The organism is Methylobacillus sp. DLP286 (assembly GCF_056636515.1).
Window position 1 is genome coordinate 1,917,837 of the sequence record NZ_CM153145.1, and the last position, 18,892, is coordinate 1,936,728.

Below are 18,892 nucleotides of genomic sequence, written 5' to 3' on the forward strand. Positions count from 1 at the left end.
CAGGTTGCCCCATCAGACGTTAACCAAACTCAAGGTAAACAGCCCCTACCCCCATGGACTACATACGTATACGCGGCGCACGCACGCACAACCTGAAAAATGTTTCGCTGGACTTGCCCCGCAACAAGCTGATCGTGATTACCGGCCTGTCCGGCTCCGGCAAATCCTCGCTGGCATTCGACACCCTGTATGCCGAAGGGCAGCGCCGCTATGTGGAATCCCTCTCCGCCTACGCCCGCCAGTTCCTCGCGCGCATGGACAAGCCCGATGTCGACCTGATCGAAGGCCTGTCGCCCGCCATTTCCATCGAGCAGAAGTCTACTTCGCACAACCCGCGCTCCACCGTGGGCACGGTCACGGAAATCCACGACTACCTGCGACTGCTCTATGCGCGCGCCGGCGATCCGGAATGCCCGGACCACGGCATCAAGCTGGAGGCGCAAACCGTCTCGCAAATGGTGGACAGCGTCCTGCTGCTGCCTGAGGACACCAGGCTCATGATCCTTGCGCCGGTAGTGAGCAACCGCAAGGGCGAGCAGCTGGACCTATTCGAGGAGCTCAAGGCGCAGGGCTTCGTGCGCGTACGCGTGGACGGCGAGATTCACGAACTCGACAGCGTGCCCAAGCTTGCCAAGACCGTGAAGCATAACGTCGATGTCGTCGTGGACCGCCTCAAAGTGCGCGCGGACGTTAAGCAGCGCATTGCGGAATCCTTCGAGACCGCGCTGCGCCTTGCCGACGGCAAGGCCGTGGCGCTGGAAATGGACAGCGGCAAGGAACACCTGTTTTCCGCCAAGTTCTCCTGCCCGGTGTGCGACTACTCACTTGCGGAGCTGGAGCCGCGCCTGTTCTCCTTCAACAACCCGATGGGTGCCTGCCCCAAGTGCGACGGCTTGGGCCAGATCAGCTTTTTCGATCCCAAGCGCGTGGTCGCCTTCCCGCACCTCTCGCTTGCCAGCGGCGCGATCAAGGGCTGGGACAAGCGCAACCAGTTCTATTTCCAGATGCTGCAAAGCCTGGCTCAGCATTACGGATTCGACCTGGAGACGGCTTTCGAGGCATTGCCCGATGAAGTGCAGCAGGTGCTGCTCAACGGCAGCGGCAAGGAAGCGGTCACTTTCCAGTACCTCAACGAGCGCGGCAAGCTGTATGAAAAATCCCATACCTTCGAGGGGATCCTCAACAACCTGCAGCGCCGCTACCACGAGACCGACTCCATCACGGTGCGCGAGGAGCTGTCCAAGTACCTCAACTCGCAAGCCTGCCCGGATTGCGGCGGCACGCGCTTGCGCCGCGAGGCGCGCCACGTCAAGGTAGGCGGCAAGAACATCCATGAAGTGTGCGAAGCCCCGCTGCGCCAGGCGCTGCATTTCTTCGAGCATATCGAGCTGACAGGGCAAAAGCTCGCCATTGCGGACAAGATCGTGCAGGAAATCGGCAGCCGGCTGAAATTCCTCACCAATGTCGGGCTGGAATACCTCTCCCTGTCCCGTTCCGCCGAAACCCTTTCGGGCGGCGAGGCGCAGCGCATCCGCCTGGCCTCGCAGATCGGCTCCGGCCTTACCGGCGTCATGTATGTGCTTGACGAACCCTCCATCGGCCTGCACCAGCGCGACAACGACCGCCTGCTGCAGACCCTGGTGCGCCTGCGCGACATCGGCAACAGCGTCATCGTCGTCGAGCACGACCAGGATGCCATCATGGAAGCGGATTATGTAGTGGATATCGGCCCCGGGGCAGGCGAGCATGGCGGCAACATCGTGGCCGCAGGCACCCCGGCCGAAATCCAGAACAACCCGCAATCGCTTACCGGGCAATATCTCAGCGGCGCCAAGGAAATTGCCGTCCCCAAGAAGCGCCACGTCCCTGATCCCAAGCGCTGGCTCAAGCTGACGCAGGCCAGCGGCAACAACCTCAAGAACGTGGACCTCGCGTTGCCGGTCGGCCTGCTCACTTGCGTCACCGGCGTATCGGGCTCGGGCAAGTCCACGCTCATCAACGATACCTTGTACCGCGTGGTCGCACGGCATCTTTACGGCAGCTCGACCGAGCCAGCGCCTTTCGAGGAAATCTCCGGCCTGGAATTCTTCGACAAGGTCGTAGATGTCGACCAAAGCCCGATCGGCCGTACCCCGCGCTCCAACCCAGCCACCTACACCGGCGTCTTCACGCCGATCCGCGACCTGTTTGCCGGCGTACCGGAAAGCCGCGCCCGCGGCTACGGCCCCGGCCGCTACTCCTTCAACGTCAAGGGTGGACGTTGCGAAGCCTGCCAGGGCGATGGCGTGATCCGCGTCGAGATGCATTTCCTGCCCGATGTCTACGTGCCTTGCGACGTCTGCAAGGGCCACCGCTACAACCGGGAAACACTGGAAATCCATTACAAGGGCAAGAACATCCACGAAGTGCTGGAAATGACCGTGGAACAGGCGCGTGAATTCTTCGATGCCGTGCCCGTGGTCGCCCGCAAACTGCAGACGCTGCTCGATGTCGGCCTCGGCTACATCACGCTGGGCCAGTCCGCGACCACGCTGTCGGGCGGCGAGGCGCAGCGCGTGAAGCTGGCGCTGGAACTATCCAAGCGCGATACCGGCAGGACCCTCTATATCCTCGACGAACCTACCACCGGCCTGCATTTTGCCGACATCCAATTGCTGCTCGACGTATTGCACCGCCTGCGCGACCACGGCAACACCATCGTCATCATCGAGCACAACCTGGACGTCATCAAGACCGCGGACTGGATCATCGACATGGGCCCGGAAGGCGGCGATGGCGGCGGCACCATGATTGCCTGCGGCACGCCGGAAGAAGTTGCTGATACCAAGGCCAGCTATACAGGCAAGTACCTGAAGCCGATGCTCAAGCGCTAAAACGGCATACCATCTCCGAAAGGGCGAGCGCAGCGAAGCCAAGTCGCTGTTGCTTTTGACCTTGGGTTTGGGTTCCCCGTCTGGCTGCGCCGAGTAGCGCAGCTTTTAATGGAAACAGGACTGGCGTCTGTCTGAGCGAAGCGAGTTCAGCCAGTCCCCATTAAAAGCGAGCAACGCAGGTTGCCCGGAACGCAGTGTAGGGACGCAGACAATCGGGTCGCCTTTTCTTTCGTATCTTTCTTTTGGCGAAACAAAAGAAAGATACTCGCCCGTCAGGGGCGAAACCCATCCTCGCGCCAATCGCAGTATTGATGAAGACGGAAAATCGTTGAGCCTGATGGGATTATTTGGGTTGTTGAAGGAACAATGGTCTTGAGCACTGTTGCAGACCTTGACCCGTTGCCTTTCGCTTGTCAGCGAGTTACTTTCATTTGCTTCGCCAAATAAAAGTAACCAAAGCAAAGGCGACCCCGGAGTCTACGCCGGGAGCAAGCTCCCGGTCCCCTGTGTTGCTCAATCTGTCTGGGAGCTTGCTGAACTCGCTTCGCTCAGACAGACGCAAGCTCTTGATCCAGCCAGATTTCCGCTACTCGGCGCAGCCAAACGGGGAATTCAACGTCAAACCCGCACTTGGCTTCGCTGCGCTCGCCCTAATAAAAAACGACCCTCCTTATGGAGAGCCGTTTTCATTTAGATAGTACTTTTAGCTTTACCGCTCAAGCTGCCTTACGGCGGCGTGCTGCAAAACCTACCAAGCCAAGGCCAGCCAACAGCAAGGCATAAGTTTCTGGTTCCGGTACAGCCGCAATCGTCAGGTTGGTCTGGCCAGGGCTGCCGATATCGCCCACTGTGGAACGCCAGGAGCCTTCGGAGTCGCCCACTTGCGATAATACCCAACCGTGTACATTGTTTTCGCCCAGTACGTCCACGCTGCCAGGAATACCGCTGTTGTAGCGGGCACGAATACCACCAATGGTATTGTCGCCATAGGTCAGGCGGTCCACCAGGTTTTCATCGGCATCGTAGATGTTGATTTCATCAGCGCGGCCAAGGTTAGGGTTCAGGTTGCCAATGATCTTGACAGAATCATCCAGGCCCCAGCGGGTACGGAACAAGTCAGCGCTGATTTCGGTCAGGATCACGGACTCGCCGGCCTTGACGATACCAAAATCGGACAGGTTGAAAGTAAAGCTTTGACGGCTGTCGTCGTCGTAGCTCCAGTAAGTGAAATCGACGTCGAATTGGCCAAGATTGGTAAGCTCGATGTACTCGCCCTTTTCATCCGCAACGCGACTCTGGTAGTTCCACTCGGTGATATAGACGTTGTAGGCGTTAGCCGCGAAAGCAGGAACGGCGGAGAAAGCGCTGACAGCCAGAACGCCGGCAGCAATCAACTTATTGATGACATTCATGATTAACCTCTCTGATTTGAAAAATATTATTAAAAAAACAACAACACAGGCACTACAGAAGAATCTTTATGCAGCGCGGCGGCGTGCAGCGAAACCAAGCAGGCCAAGGCCGGCCAGCAGCAGTGCATAGGTTTCAGGTTCAGGCACGGCAGGCATCGGGCGCAGGAATACAAACACGCGAGGCTGTTCATCAGAAATATAAATATTGCCCAGTTCATCAATCGTCACGCCTTCGGCAGTGCCACTCAGACGGCGGAGATCGATGGAGCCCAGTATTTCGCCGGTACGAGTCACTTCCAGCAGCAGGCGTGACTCCTGGCTGATGATCAACAGGTTGTCATCCAGTCCGGTGCCGAGGAATGAAGGCACGGTAGCAAGCACTTGCACATCGGAAAGGTCCTGCAAGCCAAGCAGTGCGGCATTGAACAAAATGCTCTGGCTGCCTGTGCGGGCATCGAAATCAACTTCAGTCTCGTAAATTGCCTGAGGATTCTTTTCCTTCACGGCAATCAAGGTGTTAGTACGCGGATCCCAGCTCAAGCCCTCCAGGCCCTCGTTATTGCTGTAGTTACCGAAAGAGTAGGCAGGTGTAACTGAGGAAAGGCTCAGCGTCGTGCCAGCCTGGTAATCAATCTTGTACACGCTCTGGGTACGCTCTTCGCCCAATGCGAACTGGCCGTTGCCGATATAAGTCAAGGATTCGGCGTCGAAATTAGAGCCAAAATTCAGTGTCATATGACCGACGACTTCGCCGGTCTTGGTCACTTCGACGATGGCTTCGGCCTCATCGCCGACGACGAACAAGGTGCCGGTATCCCAGTTGTAGGTAATGGCCGAGGCTTCGCCTACCATGCCTATCTGGCCGGGCAGGTTGAATCTGTAACCCAGGGTATAGTCGGAAAGGTTGAGAGAGGGTTGGGCAAATGCCAGGGCAGACATGGAAAGCCCGGCAAGGAGCACTAGAGTACGCGCAATCATTTGAAATTCCCCTAAAAATGGTGATGCAAATATTGTTGATAGTGAACAAGCGGAGGGAATATTGCAGACGGCGAAAGACAACAGGATGAAGACGTGCATAGTCCTCCACCTAGTCTTGAAAACAGGCTCGAGAGACTATTTGCCTTTAAAATGAAGAAAGAAAATGTGCCGCATTAGCCGACGCAATGCGGTCGAATAGCAACTTGATAAGAAAAGATAATTAGTTGCTGATGTGCAGCTTCATGGCCTGATGCGGGATACCGGCGTCTATGTACTCCTCGCCGATGCCGTGGAATCCGGCCTGCTCATAAAAGGCGAGCGCGTGGGTTTGCGCGGAAACGTGGATATCGAACCAGCCGTTCTGCCGGCACAACTCGATGGCCGCCTGCAATAGCGCATGGCCGACGCCTTGCCTGCGCCAGCCCTGCAAGACGGCCATGCGGCCAATGCTGCCGTCGCTGAGGATACGCGCACAGCCGATCGACTTGCCGTCCTCTGCCACGGCAAGCAGATGCAGGGCCGTCTCGTCCAGGCCGTCCCACTCCAGCTCGGCCGGCACATGCTGTTCGTCGATGAAAACTTGCTGGCGAATCGCCGATATCTGCGTTTGATCGCTGATCCAGTCAGCCTGCCTTACATAAAAGCTCATGTCAGTATTCTTTCTTTTCTTGTGAGGGAAATTCATGCCGGCCCAGCCATGCAGCGATCACAAGTATTGCGGTGCATGGCGCTTACAGGCATCATCTATGCTCGCCTCGATTGATGAAATCGATATAAAAATTAACGTAGACACATGTTTGTGTACTTGGACGAGAAGGTAAGACGATGACGAAGTTTTTAGGTTTCCTTGGACGTATTCTATTGGCGCAAATTTTTCTGTTAGCCATCCTGTTCCAGCTGGCGATCATCTTTCAAAACCCCAGCGGCTACGAGCAATATCAGATGTACCTCGGCCACTTCGGCCTGCCGGGCGTTTTCGCGCCCTTGATGATCCTGGTGCAGTTGATTTTTGGCCTGAGCCTATTGCTGGGCTTCAAGACCAAGCTGTCCGCCTATGTGCTGGCAGTCTATGCGATCTTCGTCGCCATCTTCCTCAAGCTGCCCGACCCTACCCCCGGCAGCGGCTTGATCGGCCTGATGCAGTACCTTGCCCTGGCCGGAGGCTATATCACCCTGGCCTTGCACGCGCCGACGGCATTCAGCCTGGACAACCTGCGCAAACAATCCTGACGATAGCTCATGCACACAAAAAAGGGCGGTTTGACCGCCCTTTTTTATTTTCAATTTCGATATTTCAAGCCTCGGCCAAGTTGCGCGGTATCTTGAACACCACGTTTTCCACCACGCCGTTGAGTTCCTGCACCTCGGCAGCCCCCAGCTCCCTGAGCTTGTTGATCACTTCCTGCACCAATACCTCGGGTGCGGAAGCGCCCGCAGATACGCCTACGCGCTTCTTGCCGGCGATCCAGGCAGGATCGAGGAAAGAAGCGTTATCGACCATGTAGGACTCGATCCCCTGGTTCTGCGCCACTTCGCGCAAACGGTTGGAATTGGAGCTGTTGGGCGAGCCCACCACGATCACGAGATCGCAATCCCGCGCCATGACCTTGACAGCATCCTGGCGGTTCTGCGTCGCGTAGCAGATGGAATCGCTGCGCGGCGGGGTGATCTCGGGGAACCTGGCCTTGAGCGCGCTCACGATCGACGCGGCATCGTCGATCGACAAGGTCGTCTGCGTCACATAGGCCAATTGCGCCGGGTCTTTCACCTGCAGCGTCGCCACATCCTCCGGCGACTCCACCAGGTACATGCCGCCCTCGGACTGGCCCATGGTGCCTTCCACCTCGGGATGCCCCTTATGGCCGATCATGATGATTTCCTTGCCGGAGGCGCGCATCTTGGCCACCTCGATATGCACCTTGGTCACCAACGGACAAGTGGCGTCGAACACCTGCAGGCCGCGGGCTTCCGCCTCGGCACGCACGTCCTTGGAAACCCCGTGCGCGCTGAAGATCACGGTATTGCCGGCGGGCACCTCGTCCAGTTCCTCGACGAAGATCGCGCCTTTTTTCTTGAGGTCATCCACCACGAACTTGTTGTGCACCACTTCGTGGCGCACATAGATAGGCGCGCCGAATTTCTCCAGCGCCTGTTCGACGATAATGATCGCGCGGTCTACGCCTGCACAAAACCCGCGCGGGTTGGCTAATACAATATCCATAGTCTCTCTACAATGTCGCTCACTGCAACGCTTGTCACTGGCCCAGCCAGTGGGCAAACGTCAGCAGCAGCAATAATCCGATCAGCAATACCAGCACACGCCAGACGAGGCCCACCGCGCTGCGCAGGTAGTCCGCATCGGCGGCATCGCCCAAGCCGATTTCAGGGCGGAACACCAGAATGCCGTTCATCGGCAACGGCTCGCCTATCCTCACACCCAATGCACCTGCGCCGCTCGCGAGGATCATGCCCATCGCCTTGTCCGACCAGGTCTCGGCCTGGGAACGCCAGCAATAGATCGCGTCCTCGAAATCGCCCACGATCGCAAAACTGCCCGCGGTCACGAATGCGGGCGGCCAGTTGAGCCAGCGGAACACCTTGCGCGCCCAGTCATTGAAGAGCGTCGCCTCATTCGGCTGCCACTCCATGGTAGCGATATGGGATAACCGGTAGAACAACGCGCCAGCAGGGCCGAGGATGACAAACCAGAAAATCGGCGCAAACAGGCCATAATGCGAACGCGACAAGACCGTCTCCACGCTCACCTGCGCTACCTGGGTCAGCGTGAAGCTGTCGCTGTCGATTTTCTCCCACTGCCCCAGCAAGAGGCGGGCCTCGTCGATATTGCCGGTGCGCAATGCGGCAATGATCTCCTCCGCACGCGGGCCGAACTGGCTCAAGCGCAAAGTGAAGTAAAGCAGCGCCACGCCGAATACGATGCCGAGAATCGCGTTCACCTGCAGCAGCACGTAATAGACCGCGCCGACCAGCAGGCTGGGCAACAGCACGACCAGCGCCCAGGCCGTCATGCCCTGCAGGCGGTTGCCGCCGTTGAAGTTACGCTCGAGCAGCTGGACCAAGGGCGCGACTATCTCCTGCAACCAGTCCAGCTTGCGATGCGGCCGGTAGTAAGTCAGCGCCAGCGCGCCAATCAGTGCAATGAAGTTCAAGGCGATTCTCCCGCATTGCGTTCCGTATTCTGTTCCGCTTCCTCGACAGGCTCCAAGGGCATTTCGACACTCAGCACGCTGTCATCCACAATCTCCACCGTGGGCAGGTTCAAGGTCGTATCCTTGGCTTTGACGAAATCCAGCACTTTGGAATACGTCTTGCCGTAAGCAAGCAAGGGATGTGCCTTGATGCTCGCGACGAACACCTTGCGCACAGGCACGGTATCCACCTGGATCGGTGCGGCCGGCTTGGCGTCGGCGTCAATGATGAACCCTGCGCGCGCATGCAGCTCCTTGTACGGCGTGGTGCGCGGATCGCTGAATATCAGGGTGATTTCCGGGCCGGGCTTTATATTCTGCTCCACCAGCTCGTGCAACACCTCTTCCTGCTTGCTGGAAAGCTTGGAATACGGCCCTTCGGCCTCCAGGTAGGCGTAACGGTAATTGCCGCGCTCGGCGATCTCGACATCGGCAGTTGAAAACAAACCCCACCACCACAGCACCAGGGTCACAGGAATCAGGAATACCAGCAGGAAATAAGGTAATTGTTTTTTCACGGTCTTGACCACACCATCAGACAATTGTCCGCAACGCGCCTTGCGGGCCTGAACAACAGGCTGAGGCTACTGTTATTGTTACTGGCAAACGATACCACAGACACGGCTTGTCTTCATCATAACTTTCAATCCTCCGCAGGCAGGCCGGATTGCCTGCATGAGAGGCTGTTCACGATATTTTCGCCAGAGAGGCGAGCGACAAATCGCCGCCGGGCAATGCGCATCAAATCCCAGTATAATGGCGGCTTTTGCGTTTAATGCCGCCAGAGCCACGATGAAAAACACTGCAACCCTACTTGTGACATGTCCCGACCGCAAGGGCATCGTCGCATCGATTGCCGATTTTCTCTACCGCCACGATGCCAACATCCTGCATGCGGACCAGCACCAGGATGCCGAGAACAGCCTGTTCCTGATGCGCGTCGAATTCGATCTGGACGGCGCCAAAGTCGACCTCGACAACTTCAACGAACATTTCTCGCCGATTGCCGGCCAGTTCAGCATGGATTGGGAACTCAAGGGCTCCCAGCGCCGCGCGCGCATGGCCATCATGGTCTCGCAATACGACCACTGCCTGGTCGACCTGCTGCACCGCCACCAAAGCGGCGAACTGGATTGCGACATCCCGCTCATCATCAGCAACCATCGCGATACTGAGAACCTCGCCAAGTTCTACGGCATTCCTTTCTTCCATATCGAAGTCTCCAAGGAAAACAAGGCCGAGGCAGAAGCGCGGCAATTCACCTTATTCGACGAATACCAGGTCGACCTCATCGTACTGGCGCGCTACATGCAGATTCTCTCGCCGGATTTCGTCAAGCGCTATCCGCACCGCGTCATCAACATCCACCACTCATTCCTTCCAGCGTTCATCGGCGCCCGTCCCTATCACCGCGCTTTCGAGCGCGGGGTCAAGCTGATCGGCGCCACCAGCCACTATGTCACGGAAGTGCTGGACGAAGGCCCCATCATCGAGCAGGATATCGCCCGCATTTCCCACCGCGACCAGGTCGAAGACCTGATCCAGAAAGGCCGCGACCTTGAGCGCGTCGTATTATCCCGTGCCGTGCGCTGGCACATCGAAAACCGCATCCTGCTCTACGCGAACAAAACCGTCATTTTCGATTGATCGACAGAACCGCCAAGAAACCGACAATAGTGACGGGACATCGACATTCCCGTCGCTGAATTTTACTGCCCCCCTCCCTCTTCCGCGTCGCCTTCAACACGGCAGCTATAGTCCAATAGGACTAAAAACCCCATAAAAACAATGACATTTAATTAGCACATCATTAGACTAGCCCGCGGTTCACCACAGTGGCGCAATAAATGCTGGTGATGAACCGATTGTTATCCATATGGAATGCCGAAAACTAAATGCAATTCACAATGGTTGACATTCAAGAAATGTGTTTTGAGCTAGATTGAAACAAGGGTGGAAAAAATTCCAACCCGGTATCTATAAAAATCATTAAGGGTTGAACGTGTCAAACAACCGCAAACACTTCATGTTTAAATGTACATGGCCTATGTTAGTGGTGACAGCAGCCTGGGCTGCCGAACCGCAAGGGGAAATCACCAATGCACCTGCCAGCGCATTGCAGACTGCTTCGAGCGCCGCACATGCGGCGGTTGAAGCCGCCAATGCAGCTGCCGCAGCCGCGACAGCCGCAGCCAGTGCCGCTACCGCGGCGGCTAATGCAGCCAGCGAAGCGGTCAAGGCGACCGAGCAGGGCCTGAAACAGCCGCAGCTGGTAGTCGCCCCAACAACACCCGAACAACTGGCCGCGCCTCCTGCTGCCGCAGCGCCCGCGCCTGTTGGCAGCACAATCCAGCAACAACAGGCAGCCGCCCAGGCCCCTGTCGCTCCGATTGGCCTGCAATCGCTCAACCTGGACCTGCCGACCCAAGCCCAGTCAGCGGCCGCAGTCGATGAACTGCACTTGTCGCGCCTGTTCGGCATCAGCACCATTCCCGTGGCGGTCGCCAATGAAATCCACAATGAATACCTGAGCAGCGAATACGCGGAGCAAGTCCACTCCGCACAATTGCCGGCTACGGTCACCGACACCATGGATATCCGCACGGCCACCGATGCCGCGGTGGACTTCAGCCGCGACGTGCATATCGCCGACGAACGCGTGAACCAGGCCGAAGCGCAATCCAAGCAGGCACGCGGCCTGCTGCTGCCCAATCTTTCCGTGCGCTACGGCAAGGGACGCGAGATATCGTCGCCCTCCTCCGCCATCGACGCACGCACCGGCTCCCGCATGGAAGAGTCGCACCATACCCGCACCGACCGCGTGATCACACTGCGCCAGCCGTTGATGGACCTGCCCAGCATCTATGACTGGAAGCGCCGCCAGGCCGTCATCAACTCGCGCGAGGAAAGCCGCCGCGGCAGCCAGGGCGATGCCTGGCTTTCCACCGTCAACGCCTACCTCGGCCTGACTACCAGCCGGTTGATCGCCGACCTGTCGCTGGGTTACGAGAACCAGCTCAACGAGCTATTCACCTATGTGGATAAACGCGCCACCGCGGGCGCTTCCAGCGATGCCGACCGCGAACGCGTGCGTGCGCGCAGCCTGTCCGCCCGTTCGGCACGCACCCAGCAGGAAGCCGCCCACTCGGCCGCCAGCATTGAATTCCTGCGCCTGACCAACGTCGCGCCGCAAAACATCCGCCTGCCTGAGCGCGAGGACATGGGCGTCATCCCGTCCACGGCTGCCGACGCCATCAAGATCGCGATGAACAACAGCCCCGACATCGCCTCGATACGCGAAGAGCTGCGCGCTTCCCAGATCGACCAGAACGTCGCACGCTCGCGTTATGCCCCGCGCCTGGACCTGGAGCTTTCCAGGTGGACCACCGATAACGCCGGCGGCCCCGTAGGCGAACAGGACGACAAGCGCTTCATGGTGGTATTGAACTGGAACCTGCTCAACGGCGGCAGCGATTACTACATGACCAAGGAAAAGCTCTCGCGCATCGAGGAGGTGCGCTACCGCCTCGACGACCTGCAGCGTCGTATCAGCCAGGCCATGATCTCGCAATACGCCATCCTCGAATCTTCCCGCGAGCAACTCGTGGCGGGGTATCGCGAACTGAACGCCATCACGTCGGCCGCCAACGCCATGTCGGAGAAAATGTTCGCGGGCAACCAATCCCTGCTGGACCTGCTGGATGTCTACGACCGCCAGTATCAGGCGCGTACCCGCCTGGTGACGCTGCACGCGCAGGAAATCGACGCCTTGTCGCAGATCAACCGCCTGCTCGGCCAATCGCAGCCCATGACCGTGGTCGCCGCCAGCAAGACGCCTGGCTTCGGCCCGGCCAGCAATAGCACGGACGATGCCGTGACAATGCCGCTGAACCCGCAGGAAGCAGGCACGGCCACGCCGCTGCCCAAGGAATAGTGAGAGAACGCCATGCAGATTGATAACGAACAGGAAGACTCAGGCATTTTCTGGCCCGGCTACGTCGATGCCGTCAGCAACCTGGTGCTGAACCTGCTGTTTGTCGTGGTGATCCTCACCATTGCCGTGTTCATCTTCGCCATGGAACTGGGACGCCGCCATATCAGCGCAGAAACGCCGGTGGCCCCTCCGGCCGAGGAACAGCAACTGGTCTCCCAGCTGACGCCTTCCGATATGGAGGCGGTGGAATCCACCTCGCATCAATCCGATGACGATGCCGCCCGCCTGCGCCTGCAAGTCGACGCACTGCAAAAGCAACTTGCAGCGCTCAAGGGCAAGGACGATGAAGCCCGCCGCCTCAAGGAGGAGCTGGCCGCATTGCAACACGAGAAGTCTGCTGGCCGCAACAGTCCGCGCCGCGTGGTTTCCGCCACCATCCGCGCCGAAGAGCCCGATATGACCATCACCGGCTCTCAAGGCGGCCTGGTCGTCGATTTTGTCGATGACGCCATCACCATCTCCACCAACGAGGCCGACGAATTGCGCGGTCCATTGCAGGCCATCGTGGAGAGCGGCGGCGCGGCCCTGGAAGTCAGCGTGCCTCCGGGCTTCACTGAAGCGCGGCGCCTGGCGTTCTATCGCGCGATGGCGGTACGCAACCTGTTGATCGAAATGAAGCTGCCCGCAGACCGTATCCGCGTTTCCATCATCGATGGCAATGCCAGGTCGGACAGCTCGCTGGTATCGGTTGTACCGGCAGGCAACACGCCTTAAGCGGGTCATTGAACGGCATGAGCTGGCTGCGCAAACAATGGAATGCCATGACGCCTTCCCGAGCCTTTGTCCTGATCAGTGTCCTCGCAGTCGTGGCGCTGGTCGCCTGGGCAGCCCTGGCACGGGTTGACCTAATCGTGCGCACGGTAGGACGCGTGGTGCCGGCAGGCAAGGCGCAGATCGTGCAGCACCTCGAAGGCGGGATTGTCAGGACCATCCTGGTGCAGGAAGGCGAAGTCGTCAAGGCAGGCCAGCCATTGATCGAGCTTTCCGACATCAAGGCACGCTCCGACCTCGGCCAGGAGCGCACCAAGCGCGACGCCCTACGGGGCCGCGAGGCGCGGTTGCTGGCAGAAGCACGCGGCAAGAGCAGCATCGAGTTCCCTGCCGACCTGCATGACGCAGAAGTGAAGCAAGTGGAATCCGCAGCCCTGCAGGCGCGGGTTTCCAGCGTGAATGAAGAATCCCGCGTATTGCGCGACCAAAGCGCCCAGCGCCGCGGTGAGATTGCCGAGATCGAGACCCGGCGCAGGAACCTGGTTTCGGAGATAGAGCTGGCGCGCCAGCAGCACAGGCTGATCGAAGGCCTGAACAAGAACGGCGCAGCTTCGAAGATGGAGCTGCTTGATGCGGAAAGCCGCTTGCAACGCATGGAGTCGCAACTGCGCGAAGCAGAAGCGGCGTTGCCGCGCCTGAAGGCGGCGCAAGCAGAGATCGAGTCCAAGATAGGCGAACTTTGGGCGCGCTTCCGTGCGGATGCCACGGCCCAATTGACAGATGTGCGGGCAGAACTGCAAAGGTCCACGCTGGAATTCGAGACCAATGTGGACCGCCTGGACCGCAACATCGTACGCGCGCCGATGGCGGGGTTCGTCAACCGCATGATGCTGTCGACGGTGGGGGGCGTGATCAGGCCGGGAGAACCGTTGCTGGAGATCACCCCGGAAGACGAGCACATCGTGGTGGAAACACGTTCCAGGCCGGACGACCGCGCCAACCTGCGCAACGGCTTGCCGGCGCGGGTGCGCATCGGCGCATTCGACTATGCCACTTACGGCGCCTTGCCCGGCAAGGTCACCGAAGTGAGCGCGGACACGCTGTTCGACGAGCGTGAAGGGTATTACTACCGGGTGAGGGTAGATGTAGGGAGCATCAGCGAAATCAAGCTGGCAAAAACCGCCGGCCCGATCTCGCCGGGGATGTCAGTGACGGCGGATATTGTCGTGGGCAAGCGCACCGTGCTTTCCTACCTGCTGTCGCCGATGATGCGTTTTGGGGATCGCGTATTCCGCGATCCGAGATAAAGATTATTTGTTAAAGGTAAGTTCCACATGCTGAAGCGACTAAGAATTTATTACTTTTACGCGGCTTTGCCATTTGTGCTGCTTTTGCTGGGGGCTGCCGTTTATCATGAGGCCATCCTCAAGACGCTGGTCGAGAACCCGCACCCGCAGATCAATTACGCCATCTTCTTTATCACCATCCTCGGCGGCATCCTGATCCTGTTCAACGTGCGCCGCCTGCTAAAGGAAGCAAGCAAGCTGGAGGATTATACCGACGCCGTGCAATCCGGCGAGAGCCCAGCCCAATTGCAAGATAGGGCACAGGCTTACGATGGCGACATCGCATATGTGCTGCGCATGATGGCCACCTCCAGCGGGCGCGGTATCGCCCACCAGGAACAGGTCGCCATTGATGCCGAACTCAACAGTGCCGGCCGCCGCCTGACCAACCGCAACGCCCTGCCGCAATTCCTCACCAGCCTGCTGGTCGGCCTCGGCCTGCTGGGTACGTTCATCGGCTTGCTGGCGACCCTGGACGACATTGCGGTGCTGATTTCCAGCTTCGCCACCATCAACGTCGGGGTAGACAGCCCGGTCGAAGTCTTCCGCGACATGGTATCGCGCATGCGCGCCCCGATGCGCTCCATGGGCATCGCCTTCTCGGCCTCCCTGTTCGGCCTGCTCGGTTCCATCGTGTTGGGCTTCATGATGGTGGCCGTGCGCCGCTGTACCCAGGAAGTCCTCTCCATCCTCGGCTCCGAAGTGGCCCAGCACATCGAACAAGCGATTGCACGCCTTGCCAACAATGCCCAAGGTGGCAATGTCGCCACCACGACAGATGGCGAAACAGTGGTCGTCGAGTCCGGCACTGCCGGCGGCGCTGGCTATCTTGCCAACATGGACCCTGCGGAACTCAAGTTCCGCCGCGAAGTGGCCACCGAGGAAATCCGCGTGCTACGCCGCATCGAGGAACGCCTGAGTGAGTCTTCACGCCTGCAGGACCGTGCCTTGCAAGCCGAGCTGGACAACTTCAACAAGCAACGCAGCGAGATGATGCGCGCAATGGCGGACCACAACGAGTCGGTTTCGCAATTCCGCGGCGAATTGCAACGCGTGGGCCGCCAACTCGGCACCATCTTGAGCATGATGGAGCGCGGCAACGCCGATATGCTCTCCCAGCTCAACGACCACTTCTCCGAATTGATCCAGACCACCGCGCGGCAGGGAACCGATCTCTCGCGCATGAGCGACATGATGACGCGTATGACGGACGACTCGATGGAACTGCGCACCAACATCACCAACATGATGGACAGATTCTCGCCTGCCGAACAACGCGCCGTGCTGGCGAGCCTGCTGGAAGAGGCAGGCAAGCAACGCCGTTGATGAAGACGGCCCGGCCTTAAGCTTTGAGTGTCCCGGCAATGCCGGGCAGCAAATTAAAGAAGGAGCACTACCATGGCAATTACCCAACCCGCAGTCACCGAACAGCGTAACGGTCCGAGCACCAAGCAGAACCACGTGACCAATGTCACGCGCGTGCATGCGGATGCGGACGGCATCATCCGCCTGACGGAAAGCCATGGTGCCCTCAAATCGGTAGACGTTGCCGACGTCGACCTGGTGCTGGGCTTTGCCGATGGCAGCTACATCATCATCCCCAACGGCGCGCTCGACGCCCTGGAGGTCGACGCCCCCAAGGTCGAGTTCGACGGCGACAAATTCAACACCAGCCTGACCGAGCTGTTCCAGCAGGTCGGCACCGTCGATGCCGCCGATGCCGGCAACCTGCGCATCATCAGCGAAAACATTGATACCCGCTTGACCGAGCTGCAGCCTGACGAGATCGACTATACCTCGCTGTTCATGGCGCTGAACAACCATACATCGGCACCTACAGCTCCAGCTGCCCCGTTGCCACAAGCACCATCATTGCCCCAAGCAGCACAAGTGCAACGCGGCAGTATCAATGGACGTGGTAATAACAGTGGTGAATTCATGGATGCGATTATTCCGCCGAGAGTGGATCAGCCATCTACTTATCGCTTGGGGAATCGGGTTGAGTCTGCAGAAACCTTGCGAGATATACAGAATCTTGGTTTACCAGTTATCGATGGACAGTTATATGTCAGCCCTGAATTAAAAACCGGGACGGATTTCAGAAATGACTTGCCACTGGGCGCACGCGGTGCCATCGACCCAAGCAATCCATCGCATAACCCTGCAACTCCTGCTGCCCAAGCCCATCGCGAAGTGATTACTGGTACCGCAGGTAATGACAACATCAATTTGAATTCTAACTTCGCTGCAACCGGCGAATGGTCCAAAAATCTCTATATCAGTACCAATGGATTTAATTCCATTGATTCATTCGTCATCATGGCGAACGGAAACTTACCCGCTGGCTTTGATCTGAAACTTAACCCTGCCAGTACCGGCACGATTGGTAAAGATAGTAATGGTAATTGGGTTATTTCCGCTGATGCATTGCAACTTCAGGCAGATGGTTCATATGGCGTTGATCTTGAGCTGGTATATGACTTAACAGCAGACGGTGTCGCTGTCACACCTGTTGATTTTGTTTTGCAAGCAATTATTCACGGCCAAGTAGGGCCTTTCGCCTTCCAAGTATCCAAGGACCTCAATTTTAGCTATCGCGACGCCACAGAAGCTAATGACTTCAACGTCATCGTCGACGGAAAGCCCTGGTTGATATTGCCTGCGCGAGGTATTGGGTATGACATCCATGCAGGTGAAGGCGACAACATCGTCCATGGTGGTGCCGGTAATGACCTCATCACCTCAGGTAACGGTAATAACGAGCTTTATGGCGGAGCCGGGAACGATACGCTGCAAGGCGGCTCTGGTGCCAACAAATTTTTTGGCGACACTGGCAAGGATACCGTGACGTATGAAAATGCAGGAAGCGGCGTGGTTGTCAATTTGCTGGATAACCAAGTCAACAATATCACCAATATCCTGAATGTTGCGCAAAGCGGCAATGCAGCTGGGGACCAGTTTGACAGCATAGAAAACCTAGTAGGTTCGCAATATGCTGACCATTTGATCGGAGACAGGAATGCCAACCATATTTTTGGTGGCGACGGGAACGATACAATTGAGGGCATAGGCAACACAATCGGTAACGGTGGCGATACTCTGGATGGTGGCACTGGTTCCAATACCGTGAGTTATGCGCATGCAGAGGACAATGTGACAGTCAACTTGGCTCAAGGTCATGGCCAAATTGCCGGATATGAGCGCGACAGCCTTAGCAATTTCGATACCGTCATCGGAGCCATCAATCACTCCAACACTCTAACAGGTAACGGAAATGCCAATCTTCTGGTTGGCGGCAATTTAAATGACACCCTGCAAGGCGGCGCTGGAGCCGATACTCTGGATGGCGGCGGAGGTATCAATACCGCGCTTTATACGACCCAGGTCAATGTATCCTTGACTCCCGGCTTGATTACGGCAACCGGGGATGCCGCAGGGGACGTATTTATCGATATTCGCAACCTTGAAGCCACCACTGGCAACAACCGATTAATTGGCGATGCACAAGACAATTACATCAAAGGCGGCTCCGGAAACGATACTCTTGCCGGGATGGGTGGCAACGACACCTTGGATGGAGGTGGTACATGGAATGGAAGCACCTGGAATAACGGGGGAAATAACACCGTCACGTACCAGTATATGACGAAAAACACAGGAGACTCCAGCACCAATGGTGTGGATATTACCCTCGCTAGCGGTAATACTCGCGGAACTGCTACGATCACTGGATCTGGCAACTCTGTTGGAACTGACGAATTAATCAATATCCAGAACGCCATTGGCTCGAATTTTAATGACACTATTCGGGGTTCTGCGAGTAATAACAACATCAATGCTGGTGCTGGAGATGACCTGATTTTCATTAATAATGGCGGCAAGGATACAGTATATGGAGGTGCGGGTGATGATACGGTTGTTGCATCAGTGGATGCCATTACTGGCAACGTCGCCAACAATTGGAGCAATCGATTTGCCCTAGTAGATGGGCAAGGTGGTACCGATACCCTGGCGCTGGAAGGGTTTGTCAATGGCGCTGCCTATGAACTGGCAACGCTGGTAGGTTTGGTACGCAGTATCGAGACTATCGATATTTCCCAGCAGGCCTATGGCCTGCAGGCAAGCTCGACCAATATGACAGTCAGCACCCAAAGCATCCAGGGATTGATGGCAAGCGGCAGCAGTTCTGTCATTAATATCGTTGGGGATAATACAGATAAACTAAGTTTCAGCTTAGGGGCTGGTGAAACAGTTTGGTTTAATGGATCTCAGCTTAGCTCAGCCATTGATTTGATTAATGCTGGCACTTATTCAATTCATGATGCAAACAACAACGTCGTGGCGCAAGTGAACTGGACAGTGGCCTAGT

General features: G+C 57.5%; 14 protein-coding genes. 8 read left to right on the plus strand and 6 right to left on the minus strand.

Annotation, left to right across the window (positions count from 1 at the left end; translation table 11 throughout):
• The first annotated feature begins 53 nt into the window (after positions 1–53).
• Positions 54–2,873 (plus strand): excinuclease ABC subunit UvrA, encoded by a 2,820-nt coding sequence (uvrA, locus tag ACWXTG_RS09235; RefSeq protein WP_480219679.1) that lies wholly within the window; start codon positions 54–56, stop codon positions 2,871–2,873.
• A 716-nt stretch (positions 2,874–3,589) separates the two neighbouring features.
• Here uvrA and ACWXTG_RS09240 read toward each other — a convergent pair.
• The 3 genes from ACWXTG_RS09240 to ACWXTG_RS09250 all read right to left on the minus strand — a co-directional run bounded on the left by ACWXTG_RS09240 (position 3,590) and on the right by ACWXTG_RS09250 (position 5,912).
• A complete protein-coding gene (locus ACWXTG_RS09240) occupies positions 3,590–4,285 on the minus strand; it encodes a lamin tail domain-containing protein (protein ID WP_480219680.1) in 696 nt (231 codons plus the stop codon).
• Between the two features lie 66 nt (positions 4,286–4,351).
• On the minus strand, positions 4,352–5,263 hold the full coding sequence (locus tag ACWXTG_RS09245) for an SdiA-regulated domain-containing protein (RefSeq protein WP_480219681.1): 912 nt from the start codon (positions 5,261–5,263) through the stop codon (positions 4,352–4,354).
• A 220-nt stretch (positions 5,264–5,483) separates the two neighbouring features.
• The gene (locus tag ACWXTG_RS09250; protein WP_480219682.1) at positions 5,484–5,912 is read right to left on the minus strand and encodes a GNAT family N-acetyltransferase; all 429 of its coding nucleotides are present in this window, start codon (positions 5,910–5,912) and stop codon (positions 5,484–5,486) included.
• Between the two features lie 176 nt (positions 5,913–6,088).
• Here ACWXTG_RS09250 and ACWXTG_RS09255 point away from each other — a divergent pair, with 176 nt between their 5' ends.
• The gene (locus ACWXTG_RS09255; RefSeq protein ID WP_480219683.1) at positions 6,089–6,493 is read left to right on the plus strand and encodes a DoxX family protein; all 405 of its coding nucleotides are present in this window, start codon (positions 6,089–6,091) and stop codon (positions 6,491–6,493) included.
• Between the two features lie 64 nt (positions 6,494–6,557).
• Here the strand turns inward: ACWXTG_RS09255 and ispH are convergent, their stop codons facing one another.
• The 3 genes from ispH to ACWXTG_RS09270 are packed head-to-tail and all read right to left on the minus strand — an operon-like array spanning position 6,558 to position 8,990.
• Entirely contained in the window at positions 6,558–7,484 is a 927-nt protein-coding gene (ispH, locus tag ACWXTG_RS09260; protein WP_309565679.1) for a 4-hydroxy-3-methylbut-2-enyl diphosphate reductase, read from the minus strand.
• Positions 7,485–7,518: 34 nt separating this feature from the next.
• Positions 7,519–8,433 (minus strand): CobD/CbiB family protein, encoded by a 915-nt coding sequence (locus ACWXTG_RS09265; protein WP_480219684.1) that lies wholly within the window; start codon positions 8,431–8,433, stop codon positions 7,519–7,521.
• Positions 8,430–8,990 carry a GyrI-like domain-containing protein gene (locus ACWXTG_RS09270; RefSeq protein WP_309565681.1) on the minus strand — a complete coding sequence of 187 codons (561 nt, stop codon included), beginning with the start codon at positions 8,988–8,990 and terminating at the stop codon, positions 8,430–8,432. The genes ACWXTG_RS09265 and ACWXTG_RS09270 overlap by 4 nt, the downstream gene beginning before the upstream one ends.
• Positions 8,991–9,264: 274 nt before the next feature.
• Here ACWXTG_RS09270 and purU point away from each other — a divergent pair, with 274 nt between their 5' ends.
• The 6 genes from purU to ACWXTG_RS09300 all read left to right on the plus strand — a co-directional run bounded on the left by purU (position 9,265) and on the right by ACWXTG_RS09300 (position 18,891).
• Positions 9,265–10,119: a formyltetrahydrofolate deformylase gene (gene purU, locus ACWXTG_RS09275; RefSeq protein WP_407993240.1), complete on the plus strand. Its 855-nt coding sequence runs from the start codon at positions 9,265–9,267 to the stop codon at positions 10,117–10,119.
• Between the two features lie 400 nt (positions 10,120–10,519).
• Complete coding sequence (locus ACWXTG_RS09280) at positions 10,520–12,406, plus strand: TolC family protein (RefSeq protein WP_480219685.1); 1,887 nt, start codon at positions 10,520–10,522, stop codon at positions 12,404–12,406.
• Positions 12,407–12,418: 12 nt separating this feature from the next.
• Entirely contained in the window at positions 12,419–13,180 is a 762-nt protein-coding gene (locus tag ACWXTG_RS09285) for a hypothetical protein (protein WP_480219686.1), read from the plus strand.
• Positions 13,181–13,227: 47 nt separating this feature from the next.
• A complete protein-coding gene (locus ACWXTG_RS09290) occupies positions 13,228–14,484 on the plus strand; it encodes an HlyD family type I secretion periplasmic adaptor subunit (protein WP_480219687.1) in 1,257 nt (418 codons plus the stop codon).
• Between the two features lie 27 nt (positions 14,485–14,511).
• On the plus strand, positions 14,512–15,849 hold the full coding sequence (locus tag ACWXTG_RS09295) for a hypothetical protein (RefSeq protein WP_480219688.1): 1,338 nt from the start codon (positions 14,512–14,514) through the stop codon (positions 15,847–15,849).
• 72 nt (positions 15,850–15,921) lie between these two features.
• Positions 15,922–18,891, plus strand: a complete 2,970-nt coding sequence (locus ACWXTG_RS09300; protein WP_480219689.1) for a hypothetical protein — start codon at positions 15,922–15,924, stop codon at positions 18,889–18,891.
• Position 18,892 lies beyond the last annotated feature (1 nt).